General features: G+C 43.9%; 17 protein-coding genes. 7 read left to right on the top strand and 10 right to left on the bottom strand.

Going from position 1 to position 16,899, the window contains the following annotated elements:
• Window positions 1–236 precede the first annotated feature (236 nt).
• Window positions 237–641 (top strand): hypothetical protein, encoded by a 405-nt coding sequence (locus FKN93_RS05515; protein ID WP_154168599.1) that lies wholly within the window; start codon window positions 237–239, stop codon window positions 639–641.
• Between the two features lie 52 nt (window positions 642–693).
• Here FKN93_RS05515 and FKN93_RS05510 read toward each other — a convergent pair whose 3' ends face one another.
• The 3 genes from FKN93_RS05510 to FKN93_RS05500 form a co-directional block, all read right to left on the bottom strand.
• On the bottom strand, window positions 694–795 hold the full coding sequence (locus tag FKN93_RS05510; protein ID WP_110167920.1) for a MetS family NSS transporter small subunit: 102 nt from the start codon (window positions 793–795) through the stop codon (window positions 694–696).
• On the bottom strand, window positions 795–2,255 hold the full coding sequence (locus FKN93_RS05505) for a sodium-dependent transporter (RefSeq protein WP_170904655.1): 1,461 nt from the start codon (window positions 2,253–2,255) through the stop codon (window positions 795–797). The genes FKN93_RS05510 and FKN93_RS05505 overlap by 1 nt, the downstream gene beginning before the upstream one ends.
• A 630-nt stretch (window positions 2,256–2,885) precedes the next feature.
• Window positions 2,886–3,488 carry a porin family protein gene (locus FKN93_RS05500; protein WP_249374153.1) on the bottom strand — a complete coding sequence of 201 codons (603 nt, stop codon included), beginning with the start codon at window positions 3,486–3,488 and terminating at the stop codon, window positions 2,886–2,888.
• A 227-nt stretch (window positions 3,489–3,715) separates the two neighbouring features.
• Here FKN93_RS05500 and FKN93_RS05495 point away from each other — a divergent pair, with 227 nt between their 5' ends.
• Entirely contained in the window at window positions 3,716–3,805 is a 90-nt protein-coding gene (locus FKN93_RS05495; protein ID WP_110167917.1) for a YnhF family membrane protein, read from the top strand.
• An 18-nt stretch (window positions 3,806–3,823) separates the two neighbouring features.
• A complete protein-coding gene (locus tag FKN93_RS05490) occupies window positions 3,824–5,014 on the top strand; it encodes a patatin-like phospholipase family protein (RefSeq protein WP_170904654.1) in 1,191 nt (396 codons plus the stop codon).
• 86 nt (window positions 5,015–5,100) lie between these two features.
• Here FKN93_RS05490 and pyk read toward each other — a convergent pair whose 3' ends face one another.
• Window positions 5,101–6,546 carry a pyruvate kinase gene (gene pyk / locus FKN93_RS05485; RefSeq protein ID WP_158138179.1) on the bottom strand — a complete coding sequence of 482 codons (1,446 nt, stop codon included), beginning with the start codon at window positions 6,544–6,546 and terminating at the stop codon, window positions 5,101–5,103.
• Between the two features lie 273 nt (window positions 6,547–6,819).
• Between pyk and FKN93_RS05480 the strand changes: the two genes are divergently transcribed.
• Together FKN93_RS05480 and FKN93_RS05475 are read left to right on the top strand one after the other, a co-directional pair.
• On the top strand, window positions 6,820–8,037 hold the full coding sequence (locus FKN93_RS05480; protein ID WP_004395578.1) for an ROK family protein: 1,218 nt from the start codon (window positions 6,820–6,822) through the stop codon (window positions 8,035–8,037).
• 126 nt (window positions 8,038–8,163) lie between these two features.
• Window positions 8,164–9,105: a chemotaxis protein CheV gene (locus tag FKN93_RS05475; RefSeq protein WP_040904416.1), complete on the top strand. Its 942-nt coding sequence runs from the start codon at window positions 8,164–8,166 to the stop codon at window positions 9,103–9,105.
• Window positions 9,106–9,195: 90 nt separating this feature from the next.
• On the opposite strand, the gene FKN93_RS05470 is transcribed toward FKN93_RS05475, so the two are convergent.
• Window positions 9,196–9,936 carry a YciK family oxidoreductase gene (locus FKN93_RS05470; protein WP_170904653.1) on the bottom strand — a complete coding sequence of 247 codons (741 nt, stop codon included), beginning with the start codon at window positions 9,934–9,936 and terminating at the stop codon, window positions 9,196–9,198.
• Between the two features lie 135 nt (window positions 9,937–10,071).
• Between FKN93_RS05470 and sohB the strand changes: the two genes are divergently transcribed.
• Entirely contained in the window at window positions 10,072–11,133 is a 1,062-nt protein-coding gene (gene sohB, locus FKN93_RS05465; protein ID WP_161439188.1) for a protease SohB, read from the top strand.
• Between the two features lie 18 nt (window positions 11,134–11,151).
• Here the strand turns inward: sohB and rrtA are convergent, their stop codons facing one another.
• A complete protein-coding gene (gene rrtA / locus FKN93_RS05460) occupies window positions 11,152–11,760 on the bottom strand; it encodes a rhombosortase (RefSeq protein WP_170904652.1) in 609 nt (202 codons plus the stop codon).
• Here rrtA and FKN93_RS05455 point away from each other — a divergent pair.
• Window positions 11,725–12,336, top strand: a complete 612-nt coding sequence (locus FKN93_RS05455) for a DTW domain-containing protein (RefSeq protein ID WP_170904651.1) — start codon at window positions 11,725–11,727, stop codon at window positions 12,334–12,336. The two genes, rrtA and FKN93_RS05455, sit on opposite strands and share 36 nt — an antisense overlap.
• 11 nt (window positions 12,337–12,347) lie before the next feature.
• Here the strand turns inward: FKN93_RS05455 and FKN93_RS05450 are convergent, their stop codons facing one another.
• The 4 genes from FKN93_RS05450 to accD form a co-directional block, all read right to left on the bottom strand.
• Window positions 12,348–13,673, bottom strand: coding sequence for an anti-phage deoxyguanosine triphosphatase (locus tag FKN93_RS05450; RefSeq protein WP_110167911.1), 1,326 nt, complete (start codon window positions 13,671–13,673; stop codon window positions 12,348–12,350).
• A gap of 96 nt (window positions 13,674–13,769) precedes the next feature.
• Entirely contained in the window at window positions 13,770–14,354 is a 585-nt protein-coding gene (gene yfbR, locus FKN93_RS05445; RefSeq protein WP_004395571.1) for a 5'-deoxynucleotidase, read from the bottom strand.
• 271 nt (window positions 14,355–14,625) lie between these two features.
• Window positions 14,626–15,648 (bottom strand): tryptophan--tRNA ligase, encoded by a 1,023-nt coding sequence (gene trpS, locus FKN93_RS05440; RefSeq protein WP_170904650.1) that lies wholly within the window; start codon window positions 15,646–15,648, stop codon window positions 14,626–14,628.
• 296 nt (window positions 15,649–15,944) lie between these two features.
• On the bottom strand, window positions 15,945–16,820 hold the full coding sequence (gene accD, locus FKN93_RS05435) for an acetyl-CoA carboxylase, carboxyltransferase subunit beta (RefSeq protein WP_170904649.1): 876 nt from the start codon (window positions 16,818–16,820) through the stop codon (window positions 15,945–15,947).
• Window positions 16,821–16,899 lie beyond the last annotated feature (79 nt).

Genomic DNA, 16,899 nt, shown 5'->3' with positions numbered 1-16,899 from the left:
CTACCTATACTCTATCTTAACCTATCTTTACCTCTTTGCTGACATTGCTCAGTACACTCCTCGTTAGACTGCCGTTATTTCCTTTGATTTTATTTTGCACTTGGTTGGATTCTTCATGTCATGTTTATTCTTTCTTCTGGCGGAGCCGACTTTGCTGCAATTGGACATCATTGGGGAGTTTATTTCTCAATCTTAGAAATTTGAGTAAATACCAGACGATATAGGATAAGTGACTTATGAAAAAAATAGCTGCAGTGGCGATGTTATTCAGCGTACCAGTAAGTGTTTATGCACAACAAGAGCCGAGTTTAAAAGTGGGTATGGCCGTAGATAAGCAGTTGAGTGCAGTCATTGAGGTTGATGAGCAATATCGTTTTATTCTTGGTAATGAAGGTGCCGCTTTTGATTATTTGATGCGCCGTGGCAATTTTGAACGAGCTGACGTTCCTTTGGATTGGTACGTTGGGATTGGTGCTTGGGGAGAATGGGATGGTGATTTTGGTCCGCGCGTACCATTAGGGGTTAACTGGCCAATTAACAGTAATATTGATGTCTATGGTCAAGTTCATCCAGAGTTAAACCTCCATTCAGGCATCAATTTGCAACTGGGCGCGGCGCTAGGGGTTACTTATCGCTTCTAAAATCAATAAGGCCACGGCAGATTAGCTGCTCGTGGCCTTAATTAAGAGGAGATTACTCTTCTTGTTTCGCCATGGCTTTTTTAATGCAGATGGCTGCACCGCCCCAAGTGAGTCCGAGGCCGATAATCATCATGATAATTGCACCTGTAGTCATTAGTTTGCTTCCTTGCGATTAGTTAGATTAACGATGGCACCTAGCGCCAGTAACGCGATAATAATGGTCCAGCCTAGGGTCAGATCATAGCCGCCATACCCTTCAGTGAGCAGTGCACGTAATTTAGTTACTACAATGATCGCCAAAACGACTGGGGAGACAAAGCGCAAACAAATATCAAACCATACTCCAATCGTAAAATCAGAAATGGAGTTAACATATTTACGCACGTCGGAAATTTTCAGCAACCAAGTCATGAGAATGAGTTCAACTAGGCAGCTCGCCATAATGCCGACATTGTTCGCAAAGTGGTCGACTAAATCGAGCAACAGTAAACCGCCATTGGTCGCAAATGCCATAGAAATAATAAAGCCTGAGCCGATAACGATATTAGCTGCTTTTTTACGACTCCAACCCAGTTTGTCAATCACCGCGGAGGTGACGGCTTCTAAGATCGAGATGTGTGAGCTTAGTCCAGCGACCACTAACGCTAAGAAAAATAGCGGGCCTAGAATGTAAGGGATTGGAAGTAGGTTAATAGCCGCAGGGATAGTGACAAAAGCTAAACCAACGCCAGCAGAAACAACTTCAGTCAGCGGTTTGCCTTGTTCTTGAGCCATGTAACCAAGAACTGAGAAAATCATGATACCAGCGAGAATTGAAAAACCGCAGTTGATCAAGACGGTCATAAAAGCATTATTGGTGATGTCAGATTTCTGTGGTAGGTAGCTTGAATAGGCCAGCATAATCGCAAAGCCAATACTGAGCGTAAAGAAGATTTGCCCATAAGCGGCAGCCCAGACTTTAACATCCCAAATCTTACTAAAATCAGGCTCAAACATATAGTTGACGCCATCTAATGCACCCGGTAAGAAAATCATGCGTGCAATCAGCAGCAGTACCATGATAAACAACACCGGCATCATGACTTTAGAAGCACGTTCAATACCAGATTTAACTCCGCCAACGATAGCCGCATAAGTTATTGCCCAAGCAATCGCCATCGTAAAAGCAATTTTCCACTGAATTGATCCAAGGTTAGTCGGCGAGTTATCACCCAGACCTAAGTACTCGCTAAAGAAAAAGCCATTGGTATCCGTTCCCCAACTTTGGGTAAATGACATGCCGAAGTAGGAGATTGCCCAGCCAATCACGGCTACATAGTACACCCCAATGGTTGCCGCGATACCCACTTGAAACCAACCAAGCCATTCAAATTTTGTGTTAATTTTGGCAAGAGTCGTTGGTGCAGAGCCGCGATGTTTTTGACCCATACTGAATTCAAGGATCATAAAAGGAATGCCGGCTGTTAGCATGGCAAATAGATAAGGGATGAAAAAAGCGCCCCCTCCATTCTCATAAGCCATGTAGGGAAAACGCCAAATGTTACCTAGGCCAATCGCAGAACCTACTGCGGCTAAAATGAATCCGGTACGGGATCCCCATTGTTCTCGCTTCATTTATTTCTCCTTAATCATTCCCTGAGGTATGAAGCCTCATTAGACCTTGTTTACTCATTCATTGAGATGTGGAAGCAAGCCTTCCCGTTACCGCTCACTTTTGCCAGAGTAGACTGCCGAAAAGATCATCGTATGAGTATAGGTCTAATTGTTAAAATATTGTTCCATCATCCATGAAAGTGTAAAAACGTAGATTTACCTGTGGTCTATGTGGTTGTTTATTGGAATTTTATGCTGTTATTGTCGATGTGTGTTTGCGTAATCTGAAATAATCAGCTGCGCATTAATTGAGAGACTACAGAGAACTTTTAAAAATGGCAATACAATGTAAACGGTTTGTTGTTAGTGATAGATAGCGGCATTCAAGTTATTAAAGCACAAATCTAGGGATATATTTGTGCTTTTGGTCGTTAACTGAATCAATTCGCTCTATTGAACGTCATTATCCATTGATAAAACTGTATTTAACAACAGAGTGCTTGACTAAAAAATCATCAGTTAGTGGTCGGTACTTCTAGTAACGATTGATCTTGTAAGGTTAAATTTGGTTGGAGATAAATGGCTTCATAGCTATGATTCGCAATCAGGGAGACGATAAAGCGTTTTCCATACTAACCAGCGATGAATAGCTTAAAAACGTAAGCTGAGCCCTAGATTAAAAGCAAATTGATTCATCCAGTTGGAGCGAAAGCCAATCACACAGCCATTATTTTTCTCAAGTTGACAAATAGCACTGGTATCGTTGTCAACCATAGTGCCAAGCCATCGGAAATGCGATGTAATGGTGAGGTTCGAGGCAATTTTGTAGTCTATTCCTGCAAACACGCTGGACGAGAAGCCATATTTATTATTAACCCAGTCAACATCAGCGTATGAGCCACCCAGTCCTACACCAATAAACGCAGAACTTTTGGATTCTAGAGGGTAATAAATACTACTTTGGAAGTGCAGATAATGCATGGTGGCTTGATTATCGATTTGTTCAACTTGTGATGATTGATGGCTATAGAAAAAACCGATGCGTCCGGTTTGAAAGGAGGTTTCGATGGCTAATGCGATATTTTCCGATGGTTTTATGTCGTAGTGACGTTGCTGCTGATCTTCCACTTTGCCACCCAAGGTATAGCCAAAGTAAGGCGTCACATACAGTTCACTTTTTACTGGGAAGGCGAGTAAGCTCAATAGTAGGGGTAGCATAAACTGGGGGTAGAATAGCAATCCATGATGTCGCATTGTGATACTCCTTAAGTACAATTATCTATCCTACTATAGGATAGGATAGGATAGGATAGTGAGTGAAGACTCTCACTGCTCCGATAACTAAGAGTAAAAGCCTTGTTTGCTGCTCGTTCTGCGAGGATAAATGTGATAATCACTTGATATTTGTGTGGAAAAAAACGACAGTATAAAGGATTAGTGTATGCTTATGTTGTCATTCAGTGATTCTCAAGGAGAGGTGTATGGAACGCGATCTTAAACACGCATTAATGATTACCGCGGCAATATTTGCTGTTCTTATCGGATATGGTTTAATTACTATCGCCAATTAAAAGCTAGAGGTTCTGCTTATGGTGAACAGTGGAACAGTCTCAGGGCTAGAATTGAGAGTCGACATTGTTCGGCTCTCGAAGTTTCTGACTGGTAAAAATAGCTTAGTCGCCCAAGGTGGAGGGCAGCGGGGGATTTTTACTGCAGGTGTATTAGATGCTTTTATGCTGTCTAATTTTGACCCGTTTGATGAATTTTATGGTACGTCAGCGGGCGCGTTAAATCTTTGTTCCTATCTATGTCGTCAGCACGGTTTAGGTAAAGCTTTCATTCTCGAGCTAACCACCGATCCGCAATTTTTTCATTTATTCAGTTATATTCGACGTAAACAATACATGAATTTAGACTGGGCGCTCGATAAAATCAGCGATTATCCTTATCGTTTAGATTTGGACATGGGGCGACATGTCTTGGGCCAGCGCCAAGCTTTTGCTGCGGTGACGGAGGCTCAGTCATTAACCGATGCTTATTTTCCGATGTTGGGTGACGATTGGCGAGAAGTGCTTATCGCTACCTGCGCGATTCCAGGCTTATATACTCAAGAGGTCTCATTAGGTCAACATTGCTATATTGATGGTGGAGTGTCAGCATCCATCCCCGTTCAACAGGCTTGGCGTCAAGAAGCACGTTTTATCACGGTCATTCGGACTGAAACGTTAGAGGAAGAAGACCAACAAAATGCATTAGCAGAGCAAGAGTCTGATTCTCAGGTTAAATGGTTACGTGAATCGGTGAATCATATCCAGCAACATTGGCAAAATAAAATGTTGCAGTGGAAGCAAGATTGGAGTGGTTTTCTTCAACAACAAATCGCCAAGGCGCAACAGCTCAAGAAAGAGCAAAAACATCTCGATGTGTTAAATGGTGGACGTTGGTTGTTTGGTGCCGACAATATTTATCGGTTAAGCCATCTGTTAGGGAATAAATTTGATGCGGGGCTCGCAGATATGTTGATGGTCCATTATCAAACCTATTCATTGACCAGTGACTTTCTTCATACACCACCAGATGATGCATTTATTTTACAAATTGTGCCAAGTGAGCCACTGAAATCAAGTTCCTTACTCAGTAGTCAGGAAGCGTTGCTTTATGACTACGAGTTAGGTCTACAAGCTGGCTACCGATTTATTGAAACCTTTGAACAGGCTAAGCGACTCGTGACTCAGCGTCCTAATCCTCCTGTCATTGATCCTTTTTATGGCGATCAATAGGAGGAGAGTGATTTATTGGTATTCTTTTTCCCATATAAAACTCAATGTCATTCGGGTAGGTACGTTCCCTGTACCTACCGCTCAGATTAAAATACCGGCAAGATCCGCATACAGTTGGTGGTTCCTTCTACATCCATAATATCACCTTGAGTAATGATCACCAGATCGCCAAACTCGAGGAGCTTTTTGTCTTTTAGGGCTTGTAGGGCGGCTTGAGCCACCTCCGCTCCCTGACCATGGTTGCTATCAAAATAGAATGGCGTTACCCCTCGATAGAGCGCGCAACGGTTCAGAGCATGCTCATTACGAGACATGGCGAAGATAGGTAATATCGAGTTAAGGCGTGAGGTCATTAGCGCAGTTCGCCCTGACTCCGTTAACGTGACCATCGCTGTTACTCCTTCAAGATGGTTGGCGGCATAAATGGTCGACATCGCTATTGTTTCTTCTTCGGTTTGGAAAGCGCGATCGATACGATAATTTTGTTGGCTGGCTTCAATCATTTTTTCTGCGCCGACACAGACTTCGGCCATGGCTTTGACGGTCTCTACTGGGTATTTACCAGCGGCGGTCTCTCCTGAAAGCATGACTGCGTCAGTGCCATCAAGTACGGCATTGGCGACGTCCATCACTTCTGCTCGGGTTGGCATTGGATTGGTGATCATCGACTCCATCATTTGAGTTGCGGTTATCACGATGCGATTGAGCTCTTTAGAACGACGAATCAGTTTCTTTTGCACCGCGATTAACTCAGGATCACCAATTTCGACACCAAGGTCGCCTCGCGCAACCATAATGACATCAGAGGCGCGAATAATATCATCGATATTTTCATCACAAGATACCGTCTCTGCACGCTCAACTTTGGCCACTAATCTTGCATTCAGTCCTGCTTCGCGAGCCAAACGCCGAGCATAATCCATATCTTTCCCATTGCGTGGAAAAGAGATCGCTAAATAATCGACGCCAATGTCAGCTGCCAGCACAATATCTCGCTTATCTTTTTCTGTTAAGGCTTCAGCAGAAAGGCCACCGCCTTTTTTATTAATGCCTTTATTATTGGATAATGGTCCGCCGATAAGAACGGTAGTGTGAATTTTACTTCCTTGTACAGCGGTGACTTGCAACTGAACTCTGCCATCGTCGAGTAATAAAATATCTTCTGCCACAACGTCATTTGGCAAAGCTTTGTAATCAATCCCCACAGCGTGCTGTGTGCCTTCACCGAGTCCGAGCTCGGCATCTAAAATGAAACTGTCGCCTTCATTGAGAAAAACCTTGTCTTCTTTGAAGGTCGATACTCGAATTTTAGGACCTTGCAGGTCGCCTAATATCGCTACGTGTCGACCTAATCGTTGGGCAATTTCGCGAACTTTTTCCGCTCGTAAACGGTGATCATCTGCCGACCCATGGGAAAAATTCATTCTGACTACATTCACCCCACAGCGAATAATCGTTTCTAACACACTACCTTGATCCGTTGATGGACCTAATGTAGCGACAATTTTTGTTCTTCTTAACGCTGCGGTCATATTTTTCTCCTTGAAAGTCCGGCCAATAAGCGCAACCTATTGGATCTCAGTATAGACCTAAGTCTCTAAAAATAGAGGGTTTAGAAAAAAAATGACGATTTCTCGATCCAACACCCATCTTGGGTCTTTTGGTGGTGAAATCTGTAGTTTTGGGGTTAAAAACACAAACTCAAATTTATATGCGTGATGGCTGTCACGGCTATACATCAAGTTGCTTCACAATTAGTTCGCAAAGTAAAAAAATTGGCAGGTTATTGAAATCTGGAGTGCACCATGTATATGGCTCAACCAGGCCATATTGATCATATTAAACAGGTCAATGCTGGTCGTGTATATAAATTGATAGATCAAAAAGGCCCTATATCGCGCATTGACCTTTCTAAAGAGAGTGAATTAGCTCCGGCAAGTATTACTAAAATTACTCGCGAATTAATTGATGCCCACTTGATCCATGAAACGACGGTTCAAGAAGCGATCAGTCGTGGCAGACCTGCCGTTGGTCTGCAAACCAATAATCAAGGCTGGCAATTTCTTTCCATGCGCTTGGGACGAGGCTATCTGACGATTGCGTTGCATGAGTTGGGTGGGGAGGTATTGATTGACACCAAAATTGATATTCATGAAATCGATCAAGATGATGTTTTGGCGCGATTATTATTTGAAATAGAAGAGTTTTTTCAAACCTACGCCGCCCAATTAGATCGGGTGACAAGCATTGCGATTACTCTGCCGGGTTTAGTCAATTCACAGCAGGGCATGGTATTACAAATGCCCCATTATAATGTGAAAAACTTGGCGTTAGGTCCTGAGATTTATAAAGCTACTGGGTTGCCGGTATTTGTTGCGAATGATACTCGAGCTTGGGCCTTGGCAGAAAAATTATTCGGTCACTCTCAAGATGTCGATAATTCGATATTGATTTCTATTCACCACGGATTAGGGGCCGGGATTATCGTTGATGGGCGAGTATTACAAGGTCGCTATGGCAATATTGGTGAACTTGGGCACATTCAAATTGATCCTCAAGGTAAACGTTGTCATTGCGGTAATATCGGGTGCCTTGAAACGGTGGCGAGCTCGCAAGCGATTCGCGATCAGGTGTCGTTACGAATTGCTCAAGGAGAACCGTCGTCATTAGCCGAACAAGAGACGATTTCGATTGAGGACGTTTGCTTGGCGGCTGCCAATGGTGATCCGCTCGCCGTAGACGTGATTGAGCAACTCGGACGTTATTTAGGCGCTGCGATTGCGATAGTGATCAATTTGTTTAACCCTGACAAAGTGTTAATTGGTGGGGTGATGAATCAAGCAAAAACGGTGTTGTATCCTGCGATTCAGCGCTGTATTGAAGAGCAAAGCCTTCCTGCCTATCACCAACATCTGCAGTTGGTTGAATCCCGTTTTTATAAACAAGCCACAATGCCAGGAGCGGCTTTAATCAAGCAAGCGCTCTACGATGGTTTATTATTAATGAAAGTGGTTGAAGGATAATTTTTCTTCGTTTTTTTTGCACGACAGTTTACATTGTTCGCCTAAATTAATGATCTACCCAAGTGCCTCACAGAAATTTAGGTATATACTGTAAACGATGGTGCTTTTCTATTAGCGGGATTTTCTATGTCGAGTATCTTAAATACGGTCGATCAGCGTACCAATTTGGTGGGAGAGAACCGCCTAGAACTGTTGCTGTTTAGTTTAAATAGTCGACAGATTTTTGCGATCAACGTATTTAAGGTACGTGAGGTAATCAAGGTACCGCCAACGACTAAAATGCCCGGTTCTCATCCGAACATTATGGGGGTTGCTTCTCTACGAGGTGTTGCGGTTCCGATCATTGATCTTCGTCGAGCGATTGGTTTTCCTGAAACCAAGCTGGACAATCAAGAGCACAACTTAATCATTACCGAATACAACCGTACCGTGCAGGGTTTTTTGGTTGGTCAGGTACGCAATATCATTAATACCGCATGGACCGAGATTCAGCCACCACCAAAGTCGGTTGGGCGTTCAAACTACCTGACCGCGATTACGCACATTAAAGAGCAAAATCAAAACCATATTGTTGAAGTGATTGACGTGGAAAAAGTGCTCGCTGAAATCATCGACTATGATGTCTCGATTTCTGAACATGTGTTAGATCATGACATATTAGGTGAAATGGTTGGGCGTAACATTTTGATTGTTGACGACTCTTCCACCGCCCGTAAGCAAATTAAAGATACTTTATCTCAACTTGGCTTAAATATTATCGAGTGTTGGGATGGTTTAGAAGCCTTGAAGCTACTAAAATCATGGTGTGATGAAGGTAAAGATATCAATCAAGAGCTGTTGATGATGATCACCGATGCCGAAATGCCAGAAATGGATGGTTATAAGCTGACTTATGAAGTGCGTAACGACCCGCGCATGGCGAGTTTGTACATTACGCTGAATACCTCACTCAGTGGTAGCTTTAATGAGGCGATGGTACAAAAGGTCGGTTGTGATAAATTCATCTCCAAATTCCAGCCTGATTTACTGGTGCAAGCGGTACAAGACCGATTACGTGATACCTTATGATCCGCGTATAACGAATGACTAAAAACCCCGTCGTTGATATCGAATTAGCGACGGGGTTTCTATTTTCCGAATGAATGTGTTTGAAGTGGATTATTTCGGTTGTGCGTCAATACATTGGCCATGCACGTGTTGGCTCTCTCTGGCCATTAAATAGAGATAAAGCGGCATGATCTCTTGCGGTGTTTTCAAGCGGTTAGCATCTTCTTGTGGATACGCCTTGGCGCGCATGGCGGTGCGTGTTCCACCAGGATTAATCGCGTTGACTCGTAATGGGGTATCACGTAGCTCATCGGCGAGGATCTGCATCATCCCTTCAGTAGCAAATTTTGAAATAGAATAGCTGGCCCAACCTGAACGGCCACTGTGACCGACCGTCGAGCTGGTAAATACGATTCGACCTTGTGGCGAGCGCTTAATCAAAGGTAAAGCGGCTTGAGTAAGCAATAATTGAGCTTTGACATTGACTTGCATCACCTGATCATAAGTGTGTTCGGTAATCGCTTCAAAGGGGCTGATTTCGCCTAATAACCCAGCGCTATGCAATAACCCATCCAGTTGACCACATTGCTGCTCTATATCGTGGATCAAGGTTTGGTAATCGTATCTGCTGGCCTTTTGCATATCTAAGGCGATCACTCGGGCTTCAGGGTATCCAGCACTAACAATTTCAGCGTAGGTTTGTTGCAGTTTTTCTTCGCTGCGGCCTAGCAAAATGACCGTTGCGCCATGAGCTGCATAAGTGAGAGCCGCTTGTTTGCCGATACCATCACTGGCACCGGTGACTAAAATAACCTTATCTTGTAAAGCATCAACAGCAACAGAGTAATTCACGTCAGATTCCTTTTGGTTATAATCTCGAATCTAATCCAACTTTGGCAGTTCAACCGTTCGAGATGAGGTTTTACTTTAAGTCTTTGTGACAAGGTGGTTACAATACACCAATTCGTATTAAAGAGGATGAGCACTTTGGAATTTTTATTAGATTACGGGCTGTTTCTAGCCAAGATTGTCACTGTGTTGGTGGCGTTAGTCGTGATCTTGGTGATGATAAAATCGGGTGGTGGTAAATCAGGCGCCAATAAAGGCGAGCTAGAAATCACCGACTTAACCGAGCAACATAAAGCAACCGTAGAGCGTTTAGAATCTTATCTGCATGATGAAGCGTTTTTGAAAGCACGCGATAAAGCAGAGAAGAAAACGGAAAAAGAGCAGAAAAAAGCCAAGCAAAAAGCACTCAAACAGGCAGAGAAAGAGGGTGAGCTAGACTCTAAACGCGAACCGCATCTATTCGTGCTCGATTTTCATGGCAGTATTGACGCCAAAGAAGTCAGTTCATTACGTGAAGAAGTGACCGCAATTTTGGCCGTGGCTCAACCAGGCGATGAAGTGCTGGTTCGGTTAGAAACCGGTGGTGGCATGGTTCATGGTTACGGACTGGCCTCATCACAGCTTGATCGCCTCAAAGCCGCTCAGCTTCCTTTGACGATTGCCGTCGATAAAGTGGCTGCCAGTGGCGGTTATATGATGGCGTGTATCGCCGATAAAATTGTTGCTGCGCCGTTCGCAATTGTCGGTTCAATCGGAGTTATCGCTCAAATTCCTAATTTTCATAAATTACTTAAACGCAATGATATTGAATTTGAACAGCTTACCGCTGGCGAATACAAACGAACTCTGACCATGTTTGGCGAAAACACCGATAAAGCCCGTGAGAAATTTAAGCAAGAGCTGGAAGAAACCCATGGTTTGTTTAAAGACTTTATCCGTGACCACCGTCCAGCGCTTGATCTAGACAAAGTGGCCACCGGTGAGCATTGGTTTGGCAGTCAAGCCAAAGCATTAGGCTTAGTGGATGAGATTGCCACGTCAGATGATTTGATCGTCAACGCATGCAAAGAAAAGACCGTTCTTGCGGTGCGTTATGTGCGTAAGAAAAAGCTTGCCGATAAGCTCGCCGGAACGGCCAGTCAAGCTGCGGATGCGGTACTGTTGAAATTGCTCAGCCGTGGTCAGCGTCCGGTGATGTAATCGCAAGCCATATTTGTGCTAATCAGCGCCGTGACTTGTGTTGCGGCGTTTTTTTATCAGCAGAAACTGAACCAAGCCTAAAACCAAGCCACCTAGAGCGCCTGCTAAATGGGCTTCGGTGGCGACTCGGGCTTGAATCAATTCCGCGGTCATCATGGACGCTCCGAACCACTGCTCCCAAGCGACTTTAGCGATGACGCCAAGCACTAGCCATAAGCTACTGCGGCGGCCGTTTAGCCACTCTAGTAGAGCAAAGTAAGCAAACAAACCGTGCAATACGCCAGACAAGCCGACATACAGCGTCATCTCGGTAAAAAAGATACTTATCCCGACCGATAAACTCAGCATAATTAAGGCGAAGAATAGTGACTTGATGCTAGGCATAAATAAAAAGACGATGACCCAGAGACCCGCAAGGTTCATACCTAAATGAGCAAAGTTGGTATGAGTGAAATTTCCTGTTAGGATCCGCCACCACTGTCCCTGCTCAATCGACGTTAGTTGCCAAGCGCTGAGCTCGGAAAAAGGCGGGAATTGCAAGCCGAAACAGGCTAAGCTCAGCAAAATTAACCCTAGGTAGATATTCACGCTATGTCTCGATATTGTTCTCAATGTGGTAAAGCTCATAAAGTTTGTTTTTGTTCGGCTATCGTGCGTTTAGATTCAGCCATTGAGCTTATCATACTCCAGCATCCTACCGAGCAGAATCGCCCATTAGGCACCGCGCGCATTTTAGCCTTATCGCTCCCTAATAGCCGTTTATTGATCGGAGAGGATTTCACGACACACCCCGAGCTTAATTGTCTATTGGCTGAGGAAGAGGTACAGCATATGGTGTTGTATCCTAGCCAGCAATCAATCTGCGCTTCAAGCAAACCATGGGTTGGTCGGTCTCATAAACTACGGGTCATTTTACTCGATGGTACTTGGAAGAAAGCGTATAAAATGTGGCAGCTATCGACCAATTTGCATGGGTTACCGTGTTTGCATTTGCCCACGGATCTCGAAGGTAATTACCGGATCCGTAAAGCGCCCAGTGAAAATAGCTTATCGACCGTTGAAGCGGGTTACCACCTATTGCAGTTGGCGCAACCAGAGCAGGATTATTCACCACTACTGACGGTGTTTTCACAGATGATCGATACCCAGATTCAGCACATGCCGCCAGAGATTTTTGCTAAGCACTATCTTCAAGATCAATAAAAACGCCGAACTCACAAGCTATGGGCGGAAAACAGTTCTTGATGCATCCTTTGCGCATAGCCGTCGGTCATGGCGGCAATATAGTCACAAATCACCCGCATCCCACCACCGAGATGCTGCTCTGCGCTTTGCCATTTTTCTTGTGTTCCATGAGGCAATAAACGTTCAGGGTCGGCGGCCAGCGCTTCAAATAAATCCATAATAATTTGTTGGCCTTTATATTCAAAACGCTGAACTTGTGGCACTTGAATGACATATTGGCTGACAAATGACTTTAAGACTTCCAACGCATCGGCCATCGCTGGCTGTAGATAAGCATTAAACGCCAGCAATGGGCTTGCAAATGGATGATCGACCGGATGAATGCTGATACTGGTTAATAGCGCGTTGACCATGCCGCCTATCGCATCTTTACGAATATGATGCTGGCCGGAAAATAGCATGTCAGTGAGCGTATGAGCATGCTCTGCAAACCAAGCGTCGCCACTGTTAAGCAGTGGGATTTCCGCTGCTTGCTGCCACTGCGCTTTGGTGACTAAACCAAGCACAATCGCATCTTCTAAATCATGCACTCCGTAAGCAATGTCATCGGCAAGCTCCATAATCGAGCAATCTATCGATTTAAAACGGGTTTTCTTATGCTGATAAGGGGCGCTGACTTGGTCGCGCATTTCACTCAGTTGTTGCCTATCTTGTTCACTCAGCGGTGAGAGAACCCACTCAAACCCTATCTGATCACCATCATAAATGCCCTTAGCCGGAGACCAAGCTTTGGCTTTTAGTTGTCGCTGGTGGGGCACGGCTTCAGGAATTTTCTCAGCGCGAGTCTGACTTAATAGTGCGGGATATTTTAATAGCCCCAGCAGAGTACGACGTGACAGATTCATCCCATGATGCTCTGTATAAGGCTCTAAACTGGTGACAATCCTAAACGTCTGCGCATTGCCTTCAAACCCGCCATGCTCACGCATCATATAATTGAGCGCCACTTCACCGCCATGCCCATAAGGCGGATGGCCAATATCGTGAGCAAGGCATAACGCATCAATCAAACTGTCAGAAGGTAACAGACTACGAAATTCTGGCTGTTTAAGTTTCAGCTGAGCCACAATGCCAGTACCAATTTGCGCGGCTTCTAAAGAATGGGTTAAACGCGTGCGGTGAAAATCATTTAAGTAGGTACCATGGACTTGAGTCTTGGCTTGTAAACGCCGAAAAGCCGCCGAGTGGAGGATCCGCGCTCGGTCGCGCTGAAAAGGGCTGCGATGATCGTCACGGCGAATCTTATGTTCATCATCATTACGCGCGTGCCATTCTGCTGGAAGGGTGATCTGCATACTGAGCGACTCCTAAAGGATTTTTATAAAACTGATACCCTTTCTACCTGCAACTCCAAGTTGTTTGGGTACATAAGTTGTTTAGCTACAGGTAGATTAGCTTATTTCGTCGAGTGTTAATTCAAAACTTGGAGCAAAAGTTTGCAGAAAGTAGACCATTTCTGGGGTCTGACGCTCTTTTAGCGTAACATCCAAGCGCTTTTTAGCCAGAGCGTATTCATGGTTGCCAGCACTCAGCTCTTCCAAACATTTCAGATAGGCGCACAAACTGTCGGCTTGTTTGACGATGGTGGCATCTTCACTGTGAGCCGCTTCAGTGAGTAGAAAAGGTTTAAAATCGTCTTGAAACTCTTCCGGCAACATGGCCAGTAGGCGCTGTTCAGCGGCGGCTTCAATTTTTTTATATTCTTTAGCAATATCAGGGTTAAAGTATTTAACGGGTGTGGGCAAATCGCCAGTTAACACTTCACTACTGTCGTGATACATGGCCAATAACGCGATACGCTCAGGGTTGAGCTGCCCGGCAAACTTCTTGTTTTTTATCACTGCCAGCGCATGAGCAACAAACGCGACTTGCAGGCTGTGTTCAGAAACGTTTTCTTTGGAGATAGAGCGCATCAGCGGCCAGCGTTGAATTAATTTCATCCGTGCGAGGTGAGCAAAAAAGTGGCTCTCTTTCATAGCAATAGACATCCTTGCTTAATGGGATTGATGGATCTCGTCAACTGAGTATAACGTTATCTCTCTATGACTTGAAGTTACCACTTTGCCGCGACAAACTTGCAGCGGCAGTGAGTAGAGTGACATTCGTTCACCAGGGTAACGTGTTTTTATGTTTATGGGGATATGAGAGCCATTGATGGCTCTCACCAAAGGTTAGCCTAGCGCGGCGTAAAAGTTTGCTCGATAGATTGGTCATATCACAGGATGCGTAGCTGAAACGTTAAGTTATTCAGAAAATATTTAGTCCAAAGATATCTTTTACAACAAAAAGTACTTTTTCCGTCTTTTCTCTAGATACTTGGCTACCTTTCGCCAATATATCAATTAATTGAGCCTTATCACTTAAAAACTCAGCTCTTCTTGTCCTTATTGGTCTGAGCATATCTTGTAAACATTCCTCTAATACTTTTTTTGTCGTGCCATCTCCGAGCCCACCACGTTGATAATGATCTTTTAGCTGGTTGATATAGTTTTGATCGGGGTGAAACGCATCGAGGTACCTAAATACAATATTGCCTTTAATAGTACCAGGATCTTGGATTCTGAGGTGGTTAGGGTCGGTATACATAGATTTCACTGCTGCGGAGATCTCTTTTTCAGTCGCGCCAAGATTAATGGTATTTCCCATTGTTTTAGACATCTTATTTTTACCATCTGTGCTAGGTAAACGTGATGCATTGCTTAACAAGGGCCTACACTCGTTCAAAACGATTCGTCCTGCTAATAAATTAATCTTTCTAACTATCTCATTAGTTTGTTCAAGCATTGGCAACTGGTCATCCCCAACTGGAACCAATGTTGCGTTAAAGCCAGTAATATCAGCTGCTTGAGATATAGGGTAGGTTAAAAATCCTGCAGGAATTGATCGTTCAAAGCCTTTGCTTTGTATTTCACTTTTGACCGTTGGGTTTCTCTCTAATCGACTGATTGTCACAAGATTGCTGTAGTACATAGTCAATTCAGCAAGAGCAGGAAGTTGTGATTGAAGGCAAATTGTCGTTTTACAGGGGTCGATACCAACGGCAAGATAATCCGCGACAACATTCAGAATATTAGATGATACTTTGTTCGGATTGTGAGCATTGTCTGTAAGACCTTGCATATCAGCAACAAGAACAGTTTGCTCGTGAATATCTTGTAAAGCGACCCGTTGTTTTAAAGAGCCGACATAATGCCCCAAGTGCAATGGGCCAGTAGCTCTATCGCCAGTTAAAATTACTTCCGATTTTTCAGTATATTGAGTTGTATTCATTGATGGATCTCCTAGTAAAAATAGATTGCTACTGGAGATACAAGAGAAATTACAGTCTTAGCTACCTTCCAGCAGCTTAAGAATGTAAAAATTCCGTGCCGCTCTAAATAGAGCGCCACCAGAAAAATAATGATGAAGGTTTGGAAATGTTTTTCATTTTTGCAACTTATCAACAATTCTTTTGAAAGACAATCTAAACAATGGTTACTTTCTATTGAATTGAAAAAGCGGTTTTAGTTGATTTACGATCTGTATGATGAATATCAATAACGCTGGTTCTGTTTTTACTCTGATGGCTAGTCTCGTTTTTGCGGTAGGCGTACGGTTACATTGGTCATCTTCGCAATTAAGCTGCCGACTCTTTGGCGCATATCACGTCTATCGACAATCATATCTAGAGCGCCATGCGCTAAGAGAAACTCACTTTGCTGAAAATTTTCGGGTAATTTTTCGCGAACGGTTTGCTCTATCACTCGGCGCCCTGCAAACCCGATTCTTGCTTTTGGTTCGCCAATATTAATATCACCCAGCATCGCTAAGCTTGCAGAGACACCACCATAAGTTTGATCGGTTAGGACAGAGATATAGGGTAATTTAGCCATGACTAGTTGTCTGAGAGCCGCGCTGGTTTTGGCCATTTGCATCAAAGCGGTGAGTGACTCTTGCATTCGAGCGCCACCACAAGCAGAAAAACACACCAATCCACACTGGTTATCAATCGCTGTGTCAACTGCCCGCACGAAACGTGCTCCCACCACAGAGCCCATTGAGCCAGCCATAAAAGAGAATTCGAAGGCACAGGCAACAATAGGTAAACCCATTAGTTTCCCTTTCATTACCACTAGTGCATCTTTTTCTCCGGTATTTTTCTGAGCGAGAGCAAGGCGTGTTTTGTAGCGTTGTAGATCTTTAAAATTGAGCACATCTTTAGGTTCATATTCACTGCCAATTTCAATTCGATCTTCGCTATCCAAAAAATGATCCAAACGTTGACGGGCAGTCATTCTCATATGGTGATCACATTTGGGACACACCGCCAAATTTTCTTCCAGTGCAATCCGGTATAAGATCTGTTCGCAAGCAGGGCATTTAGTCCATATTCCCTTGGGAATGGATGCCTTGCGATTACTAATTCTATTCTTTTTGTCTAATAGTCTTTCTAACCAACTCATGGGAAACTTTAATCTAGTTAACTTTAGTAAAGGGTATTGTATAAGCCTATTTCTGGTAATAAAGTGTTGATTATTGGTT

The sequence above is a fragment of the Vibrio sp. A8-1 genome (genome assembly GCF_013048685.1).
GTDB lineage: Bacteria > Pseudomonadota > Gammaproteobacteria > Enterobacterales > Vibrionaceae > Vibrio > Vibrio metschnikovii.
This window is presented reverse-complemented; position numbering and strand designations above follow the sequence as displayed.

Coding starts and splice junctions, on each gene's coding strand:
- FKN93_RS05515 (WP_154168599.1), top strand. CDS start 237: ATGAAAAAAATAGCTGCAGTGGCGATGTTATTCAGCGTACCAGTAAGT.
- FKN93_RS05510 (WP_110167920.1), bottom strand. CDS start 795: ATGACTACAGGTGCAATTATCATGATGATTATCGGCCTCGGACTCACT.
- FKN93_RS05505 (WP_170904655.1), bottom strand. CDS start 2,255: ATGAAGCGAGAACAATGGGGATCCCGTACCGGATTCATTTTAGCCGCA.
- FKN93_RS05500 (WP_249374153.1), bottom strand. CDS start 3,488: ATGCGACATCATGGATTGCTATTCTACCCCCAGTTTATGCTACCCCTA.
- FKN93_RS05495 (WP_110167917.1), top strand. CDS start 3,716: ATGGAACGCGATCTTAAACACGCATTAATGATTACCGCGGCAATATTT.
- FKN93_RS05490 (WP_170904654.1), top strand. CDS start 3,824: ATGGTGAACAGTGGAACAGTCTCAGGGCTAGAATTGAGAGTCGACATT.
- pyk (WP_158138179.1), bottom strand. CDS start 6,546: ATGACCGCAGCGTTAAGAAGAACAAAAATTGTCGCTACATTAGGTCCA.
- FKN93_RS05480 (WP_004395578.1), top strand. CDS start 6,820: ATGTATATGGCTCAACCAGGCCATATTGATCATATTAAACAGGTCAAT.
- FKN93_RS05475 (WP_040904416.1), top strand. CDS start 8,164: ATGTCGAGTATCTTAAATACGGTCGATCAGCGTACCAATTTGGTGGGA.
- FKN93_RS05455 (WP_170904651.1), top strand. CDS start 11,725: ATGTCTCGATATTGTTCTCAATGTGGTAAAGCTCATAAAGTTTGTTTT.
- rrtA (WP_170904652.1), bottom strand. CDS start 11,760: ATGAGCTTTACCACATTGAGAACAATATCGAGACATAGCGTGAATATC.
- FKN93_RS05450 (WP_110167911.1), bottom strand. CDS start 13,673: ATGCAGATCACCCTTCCAGCAGAATGGCACGCGCGTAATGATGATGAA.
- yfbR (WP_004395571.1), bottom strand. CDS start 14,354: ATGAAAGAGAGCCACTTTTTTGCTCACCTCGCACGGATGAAATTAATT.
- trpS (WP_170904650.1), bottom strand. CDS start 15,648: ATGAATACAACTCAATATACTGAAAAATCGGAAGTAATTTTAACTGGC.
- accD (WP_170904649.1), bottom strand. CDS start 16,820: ATGAGTTGGTTAGAAAGACTATTAGACAAAAAGAATAGAATTAGTAAT.